The sequence below is a fragment of the Microbulbifer salipaludis genome (assembly GCF_017303155.1).
In the GTDB taxonomy this organism is placed as follows: domain Bacteria; phylum Pseudomonadota; class Gammaproteobacteria; order Pseudomonadales; family Cellvibrionaceae; genus Microbulbifer; species Microbulbifer salipaludis.
Genome location: NZ_JAEKJR010000001.1, coordinates 947,440 through 964,724, shown reverse-complemented (window position 1 = coordinate 964,724; position 17,285 = coordinate 947,440). Strand labels below are relative to the sequence as shown.

Sequence of the window (17,285 nt, the reverse complement as noted above, 5' to 3'; positions counted from 1 at the left end):
CTGGTATCAGCAAGGGTTTTCCCACTATCAACCTGCAGTTAACGTGGGACTAAATAGATCGAGGGGGAAGCGCAAGGAGAAAAGCGTGAAGACCACTACCCGTGAATGAGTCAGGCTTGTGCTATCGCGCAAAGAGGGATTTAGATTGGACGCCCGTTCTGTGTATTGAACTGTAAAAACCGTGATTCAAGATCGGCGGCCAGAATGCGCTGACCTTTCCGCCGCAGAATTTCCACCACACATTCCGCCGTACACAAGCCACCCTGCTTCTGGTTTCTGCGCAGCGCGTAACGGGAAGCCCGGGCACTGTCCATGGAAACCCGGGCGACGCCATGCAGGTAGGCACTGCGGTTGTACATCTTGCGCGCCTCCTGCCAGGTGGCATCCAACACAATAAAGATATTGCAGGCTTCAATGGAGAGGGGGTGTGCTACAGATTTTTCCGTGGGCACCTCGCTAACCGGATACACCAGGCCGACGTCAGCCCTGCTTACGATGGACAACAAGTCTGGATCTGGGTCAGTGCGCTGCCATACGATTCTGTGAACAACGGCGCTAGTGGCGCTGGTCAGCGCAAGCTGTCCCGTGTTACTGGGGCGCTCCAGCTCGCGCTCGTGGGTCAGTAGTAAAACTTGCACGCTACTGTGATTGCAACGCGCGCGTGACGTCTAGCATGCGATTGGCAAAGCCCCATTCGTTATCAAACCAGATAAGCACTTTCACCAGCTTGCCTCCGGCAACACGGGTCTGGCTGGCATCGACGATGCCGGAGCGGGGGTCGTGGTTGTAATCGCAGGAGGCTAAGGGTTCTTCGGTATAGCCGAGCACGCCGGCAAACTGATTGGCGGCGGCGGTTTTGAGGACGCTGTTCACTTCGGCCTGGGTGACATTTTTTTTCAGTTGTACCGAGAGGTCGATCGCGGAAACATTCACGGTGGGCACACGCATGGCTTGCGCTTCAAATTTTCCGGCCATGTCCGGGAGTATCCGCTCGATACCACGGGCGAGGCCGGTGTCGACCGGGATGATGGAGTTCATTGCGGAGCGGGTTTTACGCAGGTCGGTGTGATGGTAGGCATCATTCACCGGCTGGTCGTTCATCGCGGAGTGGATGGTGGTGATCACGCCGGATTCGATACCGAAGGCTTTTTCCAGTGCGGCAATGACGGGCACGCTGCAGTTGGTGGTACAGGAGGCGGCGGAGATGATTTTTTCGTTGCCAGTCAACGCGGTGTCATTCACGCCGTAGACGATGGTGGCATCGACGTCACTCTGGGCGGGTTGCGAGAAAATTACCTTTTCAGCACCCGCCGTTAAGTGCAACGCGGCGCGTTCACGCTCGGTGAAACTACCGGTGCATTCGAGCACGATGTCGACTTGGGGATCGGTCCAATCGAGATCTTCGAGTTGTTCATGATGGGTAACGGCGATTTTGTCGTCGTTGATGTGCAGCATTTGGTCGTGCACGGCGACGGTGCCGTGAAAGCGGCCGTGGACGGAATCGTATTTGGTCAGGTGGGCGATGGTGGCGCAGTCGGCCAGCTCATTGATGGCGACGATCTGCAGTTGATCGCGCAGGTTAGATTCGTACAGGGCTCTTAACACTGAGCGCCCGATTCGGCCGTAACCGTTGATTGCGAGTCTTATTGGATTATTGGGCATACGTACCTCGGGCTTTTACCACCGCCCTCGGTTCGATTCTTTTCCAGTGCGGTGGCGGCCGGGTACCGGGTACGGATTTTCAGGACCGCTGTGAACCCATCCCTGGGCGCTGCGGCGCAAACATCCTGTTTGCGACGCTCCTGAAAACCCGTACCCGGCACCCGCCCTGGAATTCTGGCCGCTGCATTCCGTTAGGATGTCAGCCGCCAGAGTTTCTTACTTCAGCAGTCCTTCAACCGCTTCCGCAACTTTCTCGGCAGTGATGCCGAAGTGCTTCATCAGGTCACCAGCCGGTGCGGATTCACCGAAGGTGTCCATGCCGACGATGGCGCCGTCGAAGCCGACGAACTTGTACCAGTAGTCCTTGTGGCCAGCTTCTACGGCTACGCGGGCACGTACGGAAGACGGCAGTACGGATTCGCGGTAGTCGGCGGACTGGGCGGAGAAGGCTTCGGCACAGGGCATGGAGACGACGCGTACTTTGCGGCCGGACAGCTGTTCGGCGGCGGCAGTGGCGAGTTCGACTTCGGAGCCGGTGGCGATAATGATCGCTTCCGGTTCACCGTCGCAGTCGCGCAGGATGTAGCCGCCTTTTTTGATGGCTGCCAGCTGCTCGTCGGTGCGCGGCTGCGGGGCGAGGCCCTGGCGACTGAAGATGAGGGCGCTGGGGCCATCTTTGCGGGCCACGGCCATTTTCCAGCTCACGGCGGATTCGGTGGCGTCACAGGGGCGCCAGGTCTGCAGGTTTGGTGTGGCGCGCAGGGCGGTGAGCTGTTCGACCGGCTGGTGGGTGGGGCCGTCTTCGCCGAGGCCGATGGAGTCGTGGGTGTAGACGAAGATGACTTTCTGCTTCATCAGCGCGGCCATACGCACGGCGTTACGGGCGTATTCCATGAACATCAGGAAGGTGGCGCCGTAAGGGACGAAGCCGCCGTGCAGGGCGATGCCGTTCATGATGGCGCTCATGCCGAATTCGCGTACGCCGTAGTAGAGGTAGTTGCCGCTGGCGTCGCTGGCGCTCACGCCCTTGGAGCCGGACCAGATGGTGAGGTTGGAGCCGGCCAGGTCGGCGGAGCCACCGAGGAATTCCGGCAGCAGCGGGCCATAGGCGTTGAGGCTGTTTTGGCTGGCCTTGCGCGAGGCGATCTTCTCGGCGTCGGCCTGGCACTGCTTGATGTACTCGTCGGCCTTGGCCAGGAAATCTGCGGGCAACTCGCCCTTCATGCGGCGTACGAACTCTTCCGCCAGTTCCGGGTGCGCTTCTTTATAGTCTTCGAAGATGTCGTTCCACTCGTCTTCCTGCTCGCCGCCTTTGGCGCGGCCGTCCCAGGCGTGGTAGAGGTCTTCGGGAATGACAAACGGCTCGTGCTTCCAGCCGAGGGTTTCGCGCACCAGCGCGATCTCTTCGTCGCCCAGCGGGGCACCGTGGCACTCTTCGCGGCCCTGCTTGTTGGGGGAGCCGAAGCCGATCACGGTTTTGCAGCAGATGATGGTGGGCTTGCTGGTTTCTGCGCGGGCTTCTTCGATGGCGGCCTTGATCGCAGCCGGGTCGTGACCGTCCACGTTCGGGATCACGTGCCAGCCATAGGACTCAAAGCGCTTGGGCGTGTCGTCGGTGAACCAGCCTTCTACTTCGCCGTCGATGGAGATGCCGTTGTCGTCGTAGAACGCAATCAGCTTGCCCAGGCCCAAGGTGCCGGCGAGGGAGCAGGCTTCGTGGGAGATACCTTCCATCAGGCAGCCGTCGCCGAGGAAGCAGTAGGTGTGGTGGTCAACCAGTTCGTAACCGACGCGGTTGAACTGGGCCGCCATGACCTTTTCCGCCAGCGCCATGCCCACGGCATTGGTAATGCCCTGGCCCAGCGGGCCGGTGGTGGTCTCTACGCCCGGTGCATAACCGTACTCGGGGTGGCCCGGGGTCTTGGAATGCAACTGGCGGAAATTCTGCAGCTCGTGGATGGACAGGTCATAGCCGGACAGGTGCAGCAGGGAATACAGCAGCATGGAACCGTGGCCATTGGACAGCACAAAGCGGTCGCGGTCCGCCCACTCGGGGTTGGCCGGGTTGTGCTTCAGATAGTCGTTCCACAGCACTTCGGCGATATCTGCCATGCCCATAGGGGCGCCGGGGTGGCCACTTTTGGCTTTCTGGACCGCGTCCATGGACAGGGCGCGGATGGCGTTGGCCTTTTCTGTGCGAGACGGAGTAGAAGACATAGGGATCTCTCGGTTTGGATCTTCGGTTCATCAGATGCGCTGCGGGCCCGGCTCTGACGGCCAGTTTGCCGCGAACCCGGTTTGCCGAGGGTTATTAAGGGCTGGCAAAACGGGGGCCGTATTTTCCCGTAATACCCTGCCGGGCGCAAAGCCTGCGGGTCCAATTCTTTCCCGAAGGCAGCAACATTTTCCTAACAAACGGCAATCCTGCTGCTCGCCGCAGGTTCCGGGTAAATTTGGTTACACCTGCATCAATATTTTTCGATAAAGCTACATCAAAATACTTTGATATAGGCAAAAGGCACTGCTAGACTTCGCGCCATGCTTACATCCAGCAACTCCAACAGTGGCACCGGTGCCGAGCGGGAAACCCACGCCAGCGCCCAGATCCCGCAACTGGCAGCGACTTTAAAGGCCGCCGGGGACCCGTTGCGCCTGGAGATTCTGCGCCTGCTCAGCCAGGACTCTTACAGCGTGCTGGAGCTGTGCCGCATCTTCGACCTGCGTCAGCCGGCCCTCTCGCACCACCTCAAGGTACTGGCCCAGGCGGGGCTGGTGAGCAAACGCCGCGAGGGCAACAACCTGTTTTACCGCCGCACCGCTGGCAACGAACTGTTGCAGCAGCTGTTTACAGGTCTCGACCAACTGCCGCTGAACGAAAGCCGTGCCACCACCGTGGCACAGATTGCCGCGGAACGCGCCGAGGCCTCACGCCGTTTTTTTGCCGACTATGGCAACCGCTTCCGCGAGCAGCAGGAGTTGATCGCCAGTTATAGCGTCTATGGCCCGCAAGTAGCACAGCTACTGAAACCGGGGCGTCACGCTTTGGAGGTTGGCCCCGGTGAAGGGGAGTTCCTTGAGGAGCTGGCGAGCCGCTTCGGTACGGTGACCGCTCTGGATCTATCGGAGACGATGCTGGAACGAGCCCAGGCTTTCGCCGATGACAAGGGCCTGCAGAATATCGAGTTTGTCTGCGACGACACCCGCGCGGCAGCATCGCGCCCGGAGAGTGCGGACTGCATTGTGGTGAATATGGTTTTGCACCACACGCCGGAGCCCGCACAGATTTTTCACGATTTACAAAAATCCCTGAAGCCCGGTGGGCAGCTGTTGATTACCGAGCTGCACGACCACGGTCAGGATTGGGCGCGGGATGCCTGTGGGGATTTATGGCTGGGGTTTGCGCCGCAACAACTGGTTGAGTGGGCCGCAGACGCAGGCCTGGCCAAAGGCCGCAGTGTGCACAGCGCTCTGCGCAATGGGTTTCAGATTCAGATTCAGGAGTTTTTGAAGCTTTGAGCTTCGTAGCCTTTCGAGCTCTGTTACAGCTCGGGGCGCCAGATCACCCAAAACAGCGCTCCGAACCAAAAGGCTACGGAGCACAAAACAAGATTTACACGATCCGCCGCCAGCGGGAGACAAGGAGAACCTCACAATGAGTGAATACAGTATTTTTACTTCGGAGTCCGTATCCGAAGGACATCCGGATAAAATTGCCGACCAGATTTCCGATGCGGTTCTGGACGCCCTGCTGGCGCGTGACAAGAACGCGCGTGTTGCCTGCGAGACACTGGTGAAAACCGGTATCGCGGTCATCGCCGGTGAAATCAGCACCTCTGCCTGGGTCGACCTCGAAGACCTGGTGCGCAAGGTCATCACCGACATCGGCTACACCTCCTCCGACGTCGGCTACGACGGCGAGACCTGTGGTGTGATCAACGTCATCGGCAAACAATCCGTGGATATTGCCCAGGGCGTGGACCGCGTCAAACCGGAAGACCAGGGCGCGGGCGACCAGGGCCTGATGTTCGGCTACGCCACCGACGAAACCCCCACCTTCATGCCGTCCCCGGTCTACTACGCCCACCGTCTGGTGGAGCGCCAGGCCGAAGCGCGCAAGTCCGGCCTGCTGCCGTGGCTGCGCCCGGACGCGAAAAGCCAGGTGACCTTCCGCTACGACGAAAACGGCAAGCCTTGCGCAATCGACGCGGTTGTTCTGTCCACCCAGCACAATCCGGAAGTGAGCCAGGAAGACCTGCGCGAAGCGGTTCTGGAACTCATCGTGCACCATGTACTGCCCGCCGAGCTGCTGCACGAGAACACCAAGTTCCACATCAACCCCACCGGTAAGTTTGTCATCGGCGGCCCCGTGGGAGACTGTGGCCTCACCGGACGCAAGATCATCGTCGACACCTACGGCGGTTCCGCCCGTCACGGCGGTGGCGCTTTCTCCGGTAAGGACCCGTCCAAGGTCGACCGTTCTGCCGCCTACGCCGGTCGTTACGTGGCCAAGAACATTGTGGCTGCAGGCCTCGCCAACCGCTGTGAAATTCAGGTTTCCTACGCCATTGGCGTCGCCGAGCCGACCTCCGTTTCCATCAATACCTTCGGCACCGGCAAGGTGAGCGATGAGAAGCTGATCGAGCTGGTACGCGAGAACTTCGACCTGCGGCCCTACGCTATTTCCAAGGCGCTTGACCTGCTGCACCCCATGTACCAGCTGACCGCCGCTTACGGCCACTTCGGTCGCGAGCCGTTCGAGCACACCTACAAGTGGATCGATAGCAACGGCAAAGAGCAGACCGAGACCTTCACCGCCTTCCCGTGGGAAAAAACCGACAAGGCGGAAACCCTGCGCGCACAGGCGGGTATCTAATTTTGACACCGGACGGTGGATGCGCTGCGCTTATCCGCCCTACGGGGACGAATGAAAAATTGTAGGGTGGATAAGCGCAGCGCATCCACCATTTGAGATTTAGGTAATGAACCAGATGAGCACCGAATTTAAAGACTTCAAAGTAGCCGATATTTCCCTCGCCGATTGGGGCCGTATGGAAATTGAAATTGCCGAGGGCGAAATGCCCGCACTGATTACCCTGCGGGAGAAATACCGCGCGGAACAGCCGCTGGCGGGCGCCCGTATCATGGGCTGTATCCACATGACCATCCAGACCGCAGTACTGATCGAAACCCTGGTGGCTCTGGGTGCGGAAGTACGCTGGTCTTCCTGTAACATTTTCTCGACCCAGGACCACGCCGCCGCCGCCATCGCCGCCCGCGGTATCCCGGTATTTGCCTGGAAAGGCGAGACCGAGGAAGAGTACGAGTGGTGCCTCGAGCGCACCATCGGTGCGGATGTAGCCGGCTGGCAGCCGAACATGATCCTCGACGACGGCGGCGACCTCACCGAACTACTGCACCGCAAGTACCCGCAGTTGCTGGACAAGTGCCACGGTATTTCCGAGGAAACCACCACCGGTGTGCACCGTCTGCAAGACATGCTGAAAGCGGGCACCCTCAAGGTGCCGGCGATCAACGTAAATGACGCAGTAACCAAGAGCAAGAACGACAACAAGTACGGCTGCCGCCACAGCCTGAATGATGCGATCAAGCGCGGTACCGACCACCTGCTGTCGGGCAAAAAAGCGCTGGTCATCGGTTACGGCGACGTGGGTAAAGGCTCCGCTGCCTCCCTGCGCCAAGAGGGCATGATCGTCAAGGTCACCGAAATCGATCCGATTTGTGCCATGCAGGCCTGCATGGACGGCTTCGAACTGGTGTCCCCCTACATCAACGGCGTGAACGACGGCACCGAGTCCTGTATCAACAAGGAACTTCTGGCCAACACCGACCTGATTGTCACCACCACCGGTAACGTCAACGTGTGCGACGCGAACATGCTGAAGGCACTCAAGTCTGGTGCCGTGGTTTCCAACATCGGCCACTTCGACAACGAGATCGATACCGCGTTTATGCGCGCGAACTGGGAGTGGCAGGAAGTAAAACCGCAGGTGCACAAGATCGTACGCAATGCCGAAACCAACGATCACCTGTTGCTGCTGTCCGAAGGCCGCCTGGTAAACCTGGGCAATGCCACCGGTCACCCCAGCCGCATCATGGACGGCTCTTTCGCCAACCAGGTGCTGGCCCAGATTTACCTGTACAGCGAAAAGTTCGCCGGCCTGCCGGCGGACCAGAAGGTCTCCGCGCTGTACGTGAAAGTGCTGCCGAAGCACCTGGACGAGGAAGTGGCCAAGTACATGGTGGAAGGCTTTGGCGGTGTGATTACCCGCATGACCGACGACCAGGCGAAATACATCGGCGTTTCCGTAGATGGCCCTTACAAGCCGGAAAGTTACAAGTATTAAACACCTCCGCACAGGAACCCGGGCCCGCTCCCGGGTTCCCGTGTGCCGAGGGAATGGAAAAGAACAATGAGCAAATTACGCATCAGTTTTGAATTTTTCCCGCCAAAGACCGAAGAGGGCCGGGGCAAACTGTATAACACCCGCGAGCAGCTGCAGGCATTTAATCCCGAGTTTTTCTCAGTAACCTACGGTGCCGGCGGTACCACCCGCGACACCACCGCGAATATTGTCACCAGCCTACGCAGGGATGGCATTTCCATCGCGCCGCACCTGTCGTTCGGTGGCGACAACGAAGAAATCGTGCTGGGCCTGCTGGAGCGCTACAAGGAAGCGGGCGTAGACCGCATCGTCGCCCTGCGCGGCGATATGCCCTCGGGCATGGGCTCGGTCGCGCAACTGGTGTACGCCAATGAGCTGGTGGCGTTCATCCGCCGCCACACCGGCGACCACTTCCAACTGGAGGTAGCCGCCTACCCGGAAATTCACCCGGAAGCGGATAGCTACGACGACGACATCCGCTTCCTAAAGGGCAAATTTGAGGCGGGCGCGAACAGCGCACTGACTCAGTACTTCTACAACCCGGATGCGTATTTCTATTTCCTGGATCAGTGTGAAAAGGCCGGTATCGACGCGCCGATTTACCCGGGCATTATGCCGATCACTAATTTCACCAATCTGGCGCGCTTCTCACGCAACTGCGGCGCAGAGATTCCGCGCTGGCTGAAGTATCGCATGGAGAGTTTCCGCAACCCGGAAGACATGAAAAAGCTTGGCCTTGAGATCGTCACCGACCTGTGCGAAACCCTGCTGGAAGGCGGTGCACCGGGGCTGCACTTTTACACCATGAACCAGGTAAACCCCACCGCGGATATTTTGAAGGCGCTGGATCTGGATAACACCCAGTCGTCCTGATGGTTCCGATCATCGGCCTGCGCCAAGACGCACATGTGGCGATGCCGGCGAGCGGCATCGCCAGTGCACTATATTAATTACGCTCTTTTTTGGCACCGTCCATCTGCACATTGATGGGCTTGCCATCAAAATCGATAACGCGCACCACCAGGCGCCGATTCTTTTCTCGGCCGCGCTGGGTATCGTTGTCTGCGATCGGGTCAGAGTCCCCGAGGCCGGCAGCCTCTACGCGCGCACTGTCGATCCCCCTTTCCAGCAGGAACTGGCGCACCCAGTTGGCACGCCATTGGGACAACTTGCGGTTCTTCTTCGCATCGCCCGCGTTATCCGTGTGCCCTTCGACCACGATTTTCAGTGCCGGGAAATCCCGCATAATCACCAGCAAGGCCTCAATGTCATGCAGGCTTTCCATTTTTGGCGCAAAGGCGCCGGGTTCAAAATCCACGCCCAGAATAAACGTATCGCCCTCTTCTCTTTCCTGACCCATCAGGTAACGCACCATGTCGTCCCCAAACGGTGCCGCCGTGCGGGCCGACTGCTCGCCAAGCCCGTTGCTCACCAGGTCGCGCGGGTCCAGTGTGTATTTTTTGGTGGGATCCGGGCAGCCGGTCAGGATCAGCGTGGAAAAAACAGCGAATGAGAGTGCGCAGTACCAGCGCATGGCTCTGGAGGCCGTAAGGATTGTGTTGCAAGCACGATTTTCAGGCATGGGGCCAGCTTCTCTTGGTTGCCGGAGTCCACACGATTCTAGGATCGCCCTGCTACATTCCGTAGCGGCAGGCGCGGGGCCGCGAGAGCAGGGTAGCAGAAGCAGGTTGGGTGTGCGTTAGGCGCGACAGCCAATTTCTGAGATGATCAGCAGGACCCTACCCTGTGACCATGCCCGCACTCCCTGGGAGACCGCTATGAACAAACAGTTACTACTCACCCTGCTCGGGGCAGGCGCAATCATCATTGCTGCCGTACTCGGTTCCTCCGTGAACGCACAACAGATTATCACTGTCGACCCCGGTGACGGCTGGCTGAATGCCAATGAAGGCTACCGCGAGACCGTGACTTGGCGGGTGGCCAGTAAAGGCGGCGCGGCTTCACCGCGCGGTGTTTTCGTGAATCTGGACAACAACAAAGAGCTGGCCGTGGTAGACCAGATTCTGGAGTTCAGCGGCGACCGGGGCGAAGTAACGGAAGTGGTGCAGATTTCCCCGGCACAGGCGCGCAGCTGGCACGCCAAGGGTGTGCGCCGGGTGGGCTACCGCCGGGTGTTTGCCGGAGCCGCCGGCAGCCTGTCCAATCATATTCTGTTTGATCTCGACGCCAGTGGTCGCCTGGCGCAGGTCGAAGCATCACCGCCGACGCAGACCGTGAGCGGCAAGTCGCGGCAGATGATGCTGGCGTGGAGCCTGAATGGCGACATTGGCAGTATCAATGCCGTGTCGGAAAGCGGCCAGTTCCTGGTAGGCGATCGGGTTGTTTACGAAGTGGCTCAGCCCCTGGTTGCCAGGGGCAACAGTACGCTGAAGGAAACCGTGATGCTGCCGCCGGGGCTGGTGAACGAACTGGTGGGTAACGGGATCTACCAGGTGCGCTATACCCGCACTTTTGTGGATGACAAGGACACCCGCCGCAGCGCGTCGGTGGATATTCGTCTGACCCAATGAGCGCTGCAAGCGGCGAGCGCTACAAATAATCCAGCAGTAGCTGCATGTCGTTGATTACCCGCGCGCCTTCCGCTTCCAGCTGGCGGGCACGGGTTCCATTATGGCTGTAACCAATCACCGGCATACCCGCGGCCACCGCCGCCTTGACCCCGGCAATGGAATCTTCCACCACCAAGCAGTGCTCCGGCGCCACCTCGAAATGGGCGGCGCTGTGCAGGAACAGGTCTGGCCACGGCTTGCCGCGACCCACGTCGTCCGCACTGAAAATACGCCCGGCAAAATAGTCCCACAGGCCTGTCTTGTTCAAGGTGATCTGCATTTTTGCATGGGGGCCGGAAGATGCCACGCAGGATTGCAGGCTGGTACCCTGCAACCTTTCCAGCACCTCGTGAATGCCATTCACCGCCTCCAGCTCTTCGTGGAAGGCCCGGCGAATGCGGCTCTCGGTGGTGTGAAAATAGGCCTCGGGCAACGGGCCGCCGTAGCGTGCCTCGATATCCAGGATACAGTCTTGCGACGGACGGCCACTGAACTGTTCGTCCAGCTCTTCCGCCGTTGCCGGCATACCCAGCTTGGTCATTTCCTCGGCCAGTACGCGGCAGACAATACTTTCGCTATCCACCAGCACACCGTCGCAATCAAATATGACCAGACGTTTATCAGAGAAGGGGTTTTGCATACTGTTCCTTGCTAGCGCGCGTTCCTGACGAAATACTCAAGTGGCGGAAATCAGCAGTATGCCGATCAGTACGCCAGCGGCACCACCCACGCGCACCAGGTTTTCGTTGCCGTGCACAATGCCCAGCACAAATTCACGGGTCCGCTCGTAGCCCGCCTGCAGGGCATACGCCCCGATGACCACCAGCAGAATGCCCAGTACGTTGAACAGGGTTCCCCAGCTGCGCGTATCGGAAATCAGCAGGAATACCATCCCGATAATGATTCGTGCCCAGGCGCCAAAATAGAACATCTGCGGATTCATCCGCTCGCTCATATCGCGCGCGATTTGCGGTTTGAGAATCACCAGAACAGACATGGCGGTGATGGCTACACCAATCAGCCAGACAATTGCTTTCATTTTTTGCTCCTTGCAAAAAAGCGTTAAAAATCACCCCATTGAAATTGCAGTACCGATAGCGCGGCCACCGGTGCCGTTTCCGTGCGCAAAACCCGCGGCCCCAACCGCAGCGCGTGAAAGCCACGCCCGAGTGCCAGCGCAATCTCTTCCGCGGAAAGGCCACCCTCGGGTCCCACCAGCAACAGCGCCGCCTGCGGACGGCCGTATTGCTGTTCCAGGTTCGCCAGTGTTTCCTCGGTGCGGTGGTGCAATACCAGTTTCAGGGTATCACCACCGTCGAGGTCTTTTTCCGCGGTATCGAGAAACTGCGGCAGCTTCACTGGCGGCAACACCTGCGGCACCCGGTTGCGGGCACTCTGCTCGCAGGCGCTGATGGCGATCTGTTGCCACTGGCCGAGTTTTTTCTGCAACCGGTCACCGGTGAGCTTCACCTCGCAGCGCTCGGTAAACAGGGGCTGGATCGCCTGTACCCCCAGTTCGGTAGCCTTCTGGATGACCCAGTCGAAGCGATCACCGCGGGAAATGCCAATGGCGAGCGTGATGGCCAGGGGCGACTGGCGATCCTCCGCCGTGTAGTCGCCAAGCGTCACCCGCGCCTTTTTGCCTGCCTCGAGCAACTCCGCCTGGTACTCGCCGCCGGCGCCATCAAACAGCACCAGCGGCCGACCCGGGCCAAGGCGCAACACCTTGACCAGATGGCGCGACGCGGCTTCGTCCAGCTGGACTTCAGATTTACCCGCCAGAGGTTCGGCGGAAAAGATTCGGGGAATACGCAACGATCAATCCTGAACAGGGTACAGAGTTGCGTGAAGGGTAATACAGGAAGGAGGGAAGTTGTAGGCTTGCGCCGTTTGGAGCTCAACGTGACGGGGGCTTGGCGCGAAGCGCCCTGATGGGAGCGCCACCGGGCCCAGCCGGGCCCGGCGGCAACATCCATCAGGCTTTCTCGAACATCAAGCTTTCTCGAAGCTGACCGGCAGCTCTTCAGCAGCCTTGTCACCTTTCATTTTGATCCGCAGCACCTCAATCACCTTGTACAGGTTGGGCACCAGGATCAAGGTCACGAACGTAGCGAACAGTACGCCGAACGCCAGGCTGACCACCATCGGGATCAGGAACTGCGCCTGGATAGAGCGCTCGAACATGATCGGTACCAGACCCACGAAGGTGGTAATGGAAGTCAGGATAATCGGGCGGAAACGATCGCGACCCGCCTGCACCACCGCATCCATCACCGCCATACCCTGCGCACGCAACTGGTTGATGCGGTCCATCAATACCAGGTTGTCGTTCACCACAACACCCGCCGCCGCGAGGAAACCAAGCAGTGACATCATGCTGATGTTATGCCCGGTAATCAGGTGCCCAACGATGGCGCCAAAGAAACCAAATGGCACCGCAGTAAGGATCAGCACAGGCTGCGAGTAGGAGCGGAAAGCAATCGCCAGCAGCGCGTAGATGGCAAACAGTGCCAGCACGAAGAATGCGGTCATCGCACTGTTGAACTCCTTCTCCTCCTGCATCTGGCCCGATGTCTTGAGGCTGAAGCCCGGGAACTGGCGCTGCCACTCCGGGAAGGCGGTCTCGCGCAGGTCCTTCAGTACTTTGAAGGATTCTGTGGTGCCCGGCTGGATTTCCGCCGAGATGCGCACCGCACGCTCGCGGTCGTTGCGGCGGATGGTGGTGAAGCCGGGCACGTACACCGCATCGGCCACCGCACTAAAGGGTACCTCGCCGTCGCTGGTGCGGATGCGCACCCGGTCGATCTGATCCTCACTGGCGCGCTCTTCCTGCGGGTAACGCACCATCACTCGCACATCCTCACTGCCACGGGGAATGCGCTGCACCTCCTGACCGTAAAAGCCCTGACGTACCTGACGAGCGATGCTGGTGAGGTTCACCCCCATGTTTTCCGCATACGGTTTGAGCTGTATTTCAATATCACGGCGCGCGCTGCTGAGGTTGTCGCGCACATCGTAGACACCCTCGTAGCTTTCGAGCTTCTTCTTCACCTCATCCGCGGCCCGGCGCAGCTCCGCCATGTCACCGGAGCCAGTACTCAGGTGCAGAGACATGCCCGGCCCGGAATCGTTAATGCTGCCGGTGATACGCATATCTTCGACACTGCCCGGCAACTCACCAATGTACTCACGCCAGCGCTGGGTTAGCTCAGCGGGCTCCACATCACGCTCTTCACCGGGTGTCAGCTGCAGGAGCACATAAATATTACCGCGCCACAGGAACATCATGCTGCTCTTGACGAACGGCTTACCATGGTTCTTGGCGAGCATTTCCTCGTCCTGTGCAAGGCGATCCGCGGCCGTAACAAACTGGTTCATTACTCGCTCGGCTTCCTGGAAAGGCTCACCGGCGGCCATGCTGGTATTCAGCTGCAACATGTCCGAGGCCACATTCGGCATAAAGCTGGACTTGAGATAGCCCTTGCCGAACAGCAGGAAAGAAGTAATCAGTGCAACGAAGAACACCATGACGGTGACCCGGCTATTGCGCAGCGATTTTTCGAGCAATGGCCCGTAATATTTTTCATTGGCAGTTTTGAGCGCACCGGCAAATTTTCCGCGCAGCGCCTGCAGTTTTTTCCCCAAACCCGAGCGCGCAGGTTTTTCCGGCTTCATGCCTACCAGATGCGCGGGCAGGATCAACAGTGATTCCACCAGGGAGAAGAACAGGCACAGCAACACCACCGCCGCCAGCGAAAGTGCCATTTGTGCGGTGCCTCCGGGCAGGAACAGGAAGGGGAGGAAGAACACCATGGTGGACACCACAGCGAAGATCACCGGCTTGGCCACCTGACGCACGCCTTGGTCAGCGGCCTGCAGGCCGGTCATGCCCTTGTCATGTGCGGCGTGCACCGCCTCGCCGACGATGATCGCATCGTCCACCACGATCCCCAGAATCAGCAGGAATGCGAACAGCGACAGCATGTTCAGGGTCACACCAGTGATGGGCAGCAGCCAAAGCGCGCCCATGAAGGCGGTGGCGATACCAATGGTCACCCAGATCGCCAACAACGGGCGCAGGAACAGCATCAGCAGCACAAACACAAGAATCAGACCGCCAATAGCATTCTTCAGCAACAGGTTCATGCGGTCCGAGTACATGTCCGACATGTCCGACCAGATCTCAAGATGCATACCGGGCGGCAGGTCCTTGCGCGCTTCCTCCACAAAATTGCGCACCCGCTCGGCGGTAGCAACCACGTCCAGCGGATCACCCTGCAGCACCCTAAGATTCATGGCACGCTTGCCGTTGAAGCGGATAGCACCACTCTCCTCTTCAAAACCGTCGCGAATGGTGGCCACATCACGCAGCAGCAGCTTGGTACCGTCTGGTCGGCTCAACACCGGGATACGGGCAAAGTCTTCAGCGGTATAGGCCTGGCCGCGAGTCTGCACCTGAATGTCACCGCGGTCGGAGCGGATCGTGCCCGCGGACAGGTCCAGTGAAGAACGACTGACCGCATTGGCGACGTCGTCGAAGCTCAAGCTATAGCGGCGCAGATCGACTTCGGAAACCTCGATGGACATCTCATCGGCACGCTCACCCCAGATATCCACCCTGCGCACGCCGGTGAGCAGCACCAGGCGATCGCGCAGATTGACCGCTATGTCCTTGAGCTGACGCTCCGGCACATCGCCACCGACGGCAATGTGCATCATCTGCGCCTCCCACTCCTGCACCCCGACTACCGGGCGCTCGATTCCGGAGGGGAAGGTATTGATGCTGTCGACCTTGACCTTGATGTCATTCAGCAGGCGCAGCTGGTCGTAACCCTCAACGGCACGCACCTGTACGGAGGAATGGCTGCGCCGGGAAAACGAGTTGACCTCCTTGATGCCCTTGACTTCGGTGATAGCCTGCTCAACCCGCACGGTAACCTGCTGCTCCACTTCTGCCGGCCCGGCGCCAGGGTAGGAGATCTCCACGGAAACCGTATCGGAGGATATCGACGGGAACACCTGCCGGCCGATACTCTGCACACCGAAGATCCCGCCGATGAAAATCATGATCATCAGCAGGTTGGCCGCCTTACTGTTGCGAACGAACCACCCGATAATGCCCTGCATCAGAATGCCCCCGCTTTCGCGTCACCGAGGCCAGCGGTCACCGCGGGCTGCTCCTCGGCCTCCGCCGCTGCACCCTCATCACCGAGCTGGATGCCGTCAGGCTTTTCGTTCAGCGGGTTAGCGGTCACGGCCATACCCTCGCGCAAGTAGCCGAGGCTCGAAACCACCACGCGCTCGCCGCGGGCGAGTTGCCCGCGCACCCACACCTCGGCATCCACCGCCTGCAGCAGCTCCACATCCCTAAAGCGCAGCTTGTTTTCGTCGTCCAGCACCAGCACATGGCTGCCCTCGTGTAAGGCCTGGCGCGGCAGGCGTGCGACATTCTCCAAGGTCTTTCCGGCAATATCCGCCTCGACAAACAGGCCATTCACCAGTGGCGCGGCACCCGAGTATGGGTCCTGCACCCGGGCAACCGCGTAAACAAAGCGACTGCTAGCGTCAATAGCGGCCTCGGTACGCACCAACTGGCCACGCCACTCCCGAGGCTGGCCGGCAATCTCGGCGCTGAGGCGAACCGCCGGGCCGTTCTCGATCGCCTGCCCCAGCGGCAGGTCCAGCAATGCCAGTTGGCGATCGGTCAGCGGCAGGCGGACCTCCGCCACACCGGTACTGTGGATGCGCGCCAGCTTGGTACCGGCGGCAATAAACTGCCCAAGGTCCACATAGGTCTCCACCACACGACCAGCAAACGGCGTGCGCACCCGGGTGCGCTCCAGGTTCAGCTTGGCCTGGTCGCGATCCGCGCGCGCGGCCTCCACGGCGGCGCGGGCCGCCTCCAGTTGCGGCGTGCGCAGGAACAGGGCATTGGCCTCCTCGCTGCCCAGGTTGCGCCACTCGCGCTTGGCCTGTTTGGCCCGCCCCTGCTCCTGTGCGAGTGCGGACTGGGCATTGGCCAGTTGAGATTCGGCGCGGGTCAGCTGGAACTGATAATCGGCAGCCTCGATCTGCAACAGCGAATCTCCCTCAGCGAAGAACCCACCGGCGACAAACATGTCTCCGACCCGCTCAATAGCACCGCCCACACGCGCAACCACATCGATCTCATGACGCGCACGTACGGTACCCTGGCTCGGTACAAGCAGGGTGCGCTGGCCGGGCTCCACATACAGTACATCCGCTACTGGCGGCAGCACCGGCTCCGAAACTTTTTTCTCAGGCTTGGGCGCAAACAGAATCACAGCAGCTACCGCAGCCACGCCCACGGCGACAACGATTCCCAATACTTTATTTTTACTGGTGCTTTTTTTCGAAGGATTCACAGAAGCTTCCGTTGATCAAAATTTAACTAGTTGCGCATTCTACAGGGCTTGGGCCACTTTGGAACCGCCTCTGCATGCAGGCCACCGCAGCAGACTGCACTTGGCCGCAAATGACCAAAATGAACCGCCCCGCTTTCACAATTCCCGTTACTGTCAATCTTGGTCGCCGACGCCGCATGGCCCATAATGGCCGCCCTTTTATGACGCCGGCGCCGCCGTCGGAAAAGTGACTATCGATGACCTCCCGAGGATGTAAATAACAA

14 protein-coding genes are annotated in these 17,285 nt (G+C 59.7%); 5 read left to right on the top strand and 9 right to left on the bottom strand.

What is annotated here, in order from left to right; all coding sequences use genetic code 11:
* Nucleotides 1-140: 140 nt before the first annotated feature.
* From JF535_RS04000 to tkt, 3 genes are all read right to left on the bottom strand, one after another.
* Nucleotides 141-638, bottom strand: a complete 498-nt coding sequence (locus JF535_RS04000; protein WP_206999348.1) for a DTW domain-containing protein — start codon at nucleotides 636-638, stop codon at nucleotides 141-143.
* A gap of 1 nt (nucleotide 639) precedes the next feature.
* On the bottom strand, nucleotides 640-1,662 hold the full coding sequence (gene gap, locus JF535_RS03995) for a type I glyceraldehyde-3-phosphate dehydrogenase (RefSeq protein WP_206999346.1): 1,023 nt from the start codon (nucleotides 1,660-1,662) through the stop codon (nucleotides 640-642).
* 216 nt (nucleotides 1,663-1,878) lie between these two features.
* Nucleotides 1,879-3,879, bottom strand: coding sequence for a transketolase (gene tkt, locus JF535_RS03990; protein WP_206999338.1), 2,001 nt, complete (start codon nucleotides 3,877-3,879; stop codon nucleotides 1,879-1,881).
* Between the two features lie 321 nt (nucleotides 3,880-4,200).
* On the opposite strand from tkt, the gene JF535_RS03985 reads away from it, so the two are divergent.
* From JF535_RS03985 to metF, 4 genes are all read left to right on the top strand, one after another.
* Entirely contained in the window at nucleotides 4,201-5,178 is a 978-nt protein-coding gene (locus JF535_RS03985) for a metalloregulator ArsR/SmtB family transcription factor (protein ID WP_206999336.1), read from the top strand.
* Between the two features lie 136 nt (nucleotides 5,179-5,314).
* Nucleotides 5,315-6,535 carry a methionine adenosyltransferase gene (metK, locus tag JF535_RS03980; protein ID WP_206999334.1) on the top strand — a complete coding sequence of 407 codons (1,221 nt, stop codon included), beginning with the start codon at nucleotides 5,315-5,317 and terminating at the stop codon, nucleotides 6,533-6,535.
* A gap of 115 nt (nucleotides 6,536-6,650) precedes the next feature.
* Nucleotides 6,651-8,027 (top strand): adenosylhomocysteinase, encoded by a 1,377-nt coding sequence (ahcY, locus tag JF535_RS03975; RefSeq protein ID WP_479724299.1) that lies wholly within the window; start codon nucleotides 6,651-6,653, stop codon nucleotides 8,025-8,027.
* A gap of 66 nt (nucleotides 8,028-8,093) precedes the next feature.
* On the top strand, nucleotides 8,094-8,939 hold the full coding sequence (gene metF, locus JF535_RS03970; RefSeq protein ID WP_206999330.1) for a methylenetetrahydrofolate reductase [NAD(P)H]: 846 nt from the start codon (nucleotides 8,094-8,096) through the stop codon (nucleotides 8,937-8,939).
* A 73-nt stretch (nucleotides 8,940-9,012) separates the two neighbouring features.
* Here metF and JF535_RS03965 read toward each other — a convergent pair whose 3' ends face one another.
* Entirely contained in the window at nucleotides 9,013-9,648 is a 636-nt protein-coding gene (locus JF535_RS03965) for an OmpA family protein (RefSeq protein ID WP_242523578.1), read from the bottom strand.
* Nucleotides 9,649-9,844: 196 nt separating this feature from the next.
* On the opposite strand from JF535_RS03965, the gene JF535_RS03960 reads away from it, so the two are divergent.
* Complete coding sequence (locus JF535_RS03960) at nucleotides 9,845-10,597, top strand: hypothetical protein (protein ID WP_206999328.1); 753 nt, start codon at nucleotides 9,845-9,847, stop codon at nucleotides 10,595-10,597.
* Nucleotides 10,598-10,616: 19 nt separating this feature from the next.
* Here JF535_RS03960 and JF535_RS03955 read toward each other — a convergent pair whose 3' ends face one another.
* The 5 genes from JF535_RS03955 to JF535_RS03935 form a co-directional block, all read right to left on the bottom strand.
* Entirely contained in the window at nucleotides 10,617-11,276 is a 660-nt protein-coding gene (locus tag JF535_RS03955) for an HAD family hydrolase (protein ID WP_206999326.1), read from the bottom strand.
* 36 nt (nucleotides 11,277-11,312) lie between these two features.
* The gene (locus JF535_RS03950; protein WP_206999323.1) at nucleotides 11,313-11,675 is read right to left on the bottom strand and encodes a hypothetical protein; all 363 of its coding nucleotides are present in this window, start codon (nucleotides 11,673-11,675) and stop codon (nucleotides 11,313-11,315) included.
* A 23-nt stretch (nucleotides 11,676-11,698) separates the two neighbouring features.
* The gene (locus JF535_RS03945; protein ID WP_206999321.1) at nucleotides 11,699-12,451 is read right to left on the bottom strand and encodes a 16S rRNA (uracil(1498)-N(3))-methyltransferase; all 753 of its coding nucleotides are present in this window, start codon (nucleotides 12,449-12,451) and stop codon (nucleotides 11,699-11,701) included.
* A gap of 177 nt (nucleotides 12,452-12,628) precedes the next feature.
* On the bottom strand, nucleotides 12,629-15,763 hold the full coding sequence (locus JF535_RS03940) for an efflux RND transporter permease subunit (RefSeq protein ID WP_206999319.1): 3,135 nt from the start codon (nucleotides 15,761-15,763) through the stop codon (nucleotides 12,629-12,631).
* Nucleotides 15,763-17,022 carry an efflux RND transporter periplasmic adaptor subunit gene (locus JF535_RS03935; protein ID WP_206999317.1) on the bottom strand — a complete coding sequence of 420 codons (1,260 nt, stop codon included), beginning with the start codon at nucleotides 17,020-17,022 and terminating at the stop codon, nucleotides 15,763-15,765. The genes JF535_RS03940 and JF535_RS03935 overlap by 1 nt, the downstream gene beginning before the upstream one ends.
* Nucleotides 17,023-17,285 lie beyond the last annotated feature (263 nt).

Coding starts and splice junctions, on each gene's coding strand:
- gap (WP_206999346.1), bottom strand. CDS start 1,662: ATGCCCAATAATCCAATAAGACTCGCAATCAACGGTTACGGCCGAATC.
- tkt (WP_206999338.1), bottom strand. CDS start 3,879: ATGTCTTCTACTCCGTCTCGCACAGAAAAGGCCAACGCCATCCGCGCC.
- JF535_RS03985 (WP_206999336.1), top strand. CDS start 4,201: ATGCTTACATCCAGCAACTCCAACAGTGGCACCGGTGCCGAGCGGGAA.
- metK (WP_206999334.1), top strand. CDS start 5,315: ATGAGTGAATACAGTATTTTTACTTCGGAGTCCGTATCCGAAGGACAT.
- ahcY (WP_479724299.1), top strand. CDS start 6,651: ATGAGCACCGAATTTAAAGACTTCAAAGTAGCCGATATTTCCCTCGCC.
- metF (WP_206999330.1), top strand. CDS start 8,094: ATGAGCAAATTACGCATCAGTTTTGAATTTTTCCCGCCAAAGACCGAA.
- JF535_RS03965 (WP_242523578.1), bottom strand. CDS start 9,648: ATGCCTGAAAATCGTGCTTGCAACACAATCCTTACGGCCTCCAGAGCC.
- JF535_RS03960 (WP_206999328.1), top strand. CDS start 9,845: ATGAACAAACAGTTACTACTCACCCTGCTCGGGGCAGGCGCAATCATC.
- JF535_RS03955 (WP_206999326.1), bottom strand. CDS start 11,276: ATGCAAAACCCCTTCTCTGATAAACGTCTGGTCATATTTGATTGCGAC.
- JF535_RS03950 (WP_206999323.1), bottom strand. CDS start 11,675: ATGAAAGCAATTGTCTGGCTGATTGGTGTAGCCATCACCGCCATGTCT.
- JF535_RS03940 (WP_206999319.1), bottom strand. CDS start 15,763: ATGCAGGGCATTATCGGGTGGTTCGTTCGCAACAGTAAGGCGGCCAAC.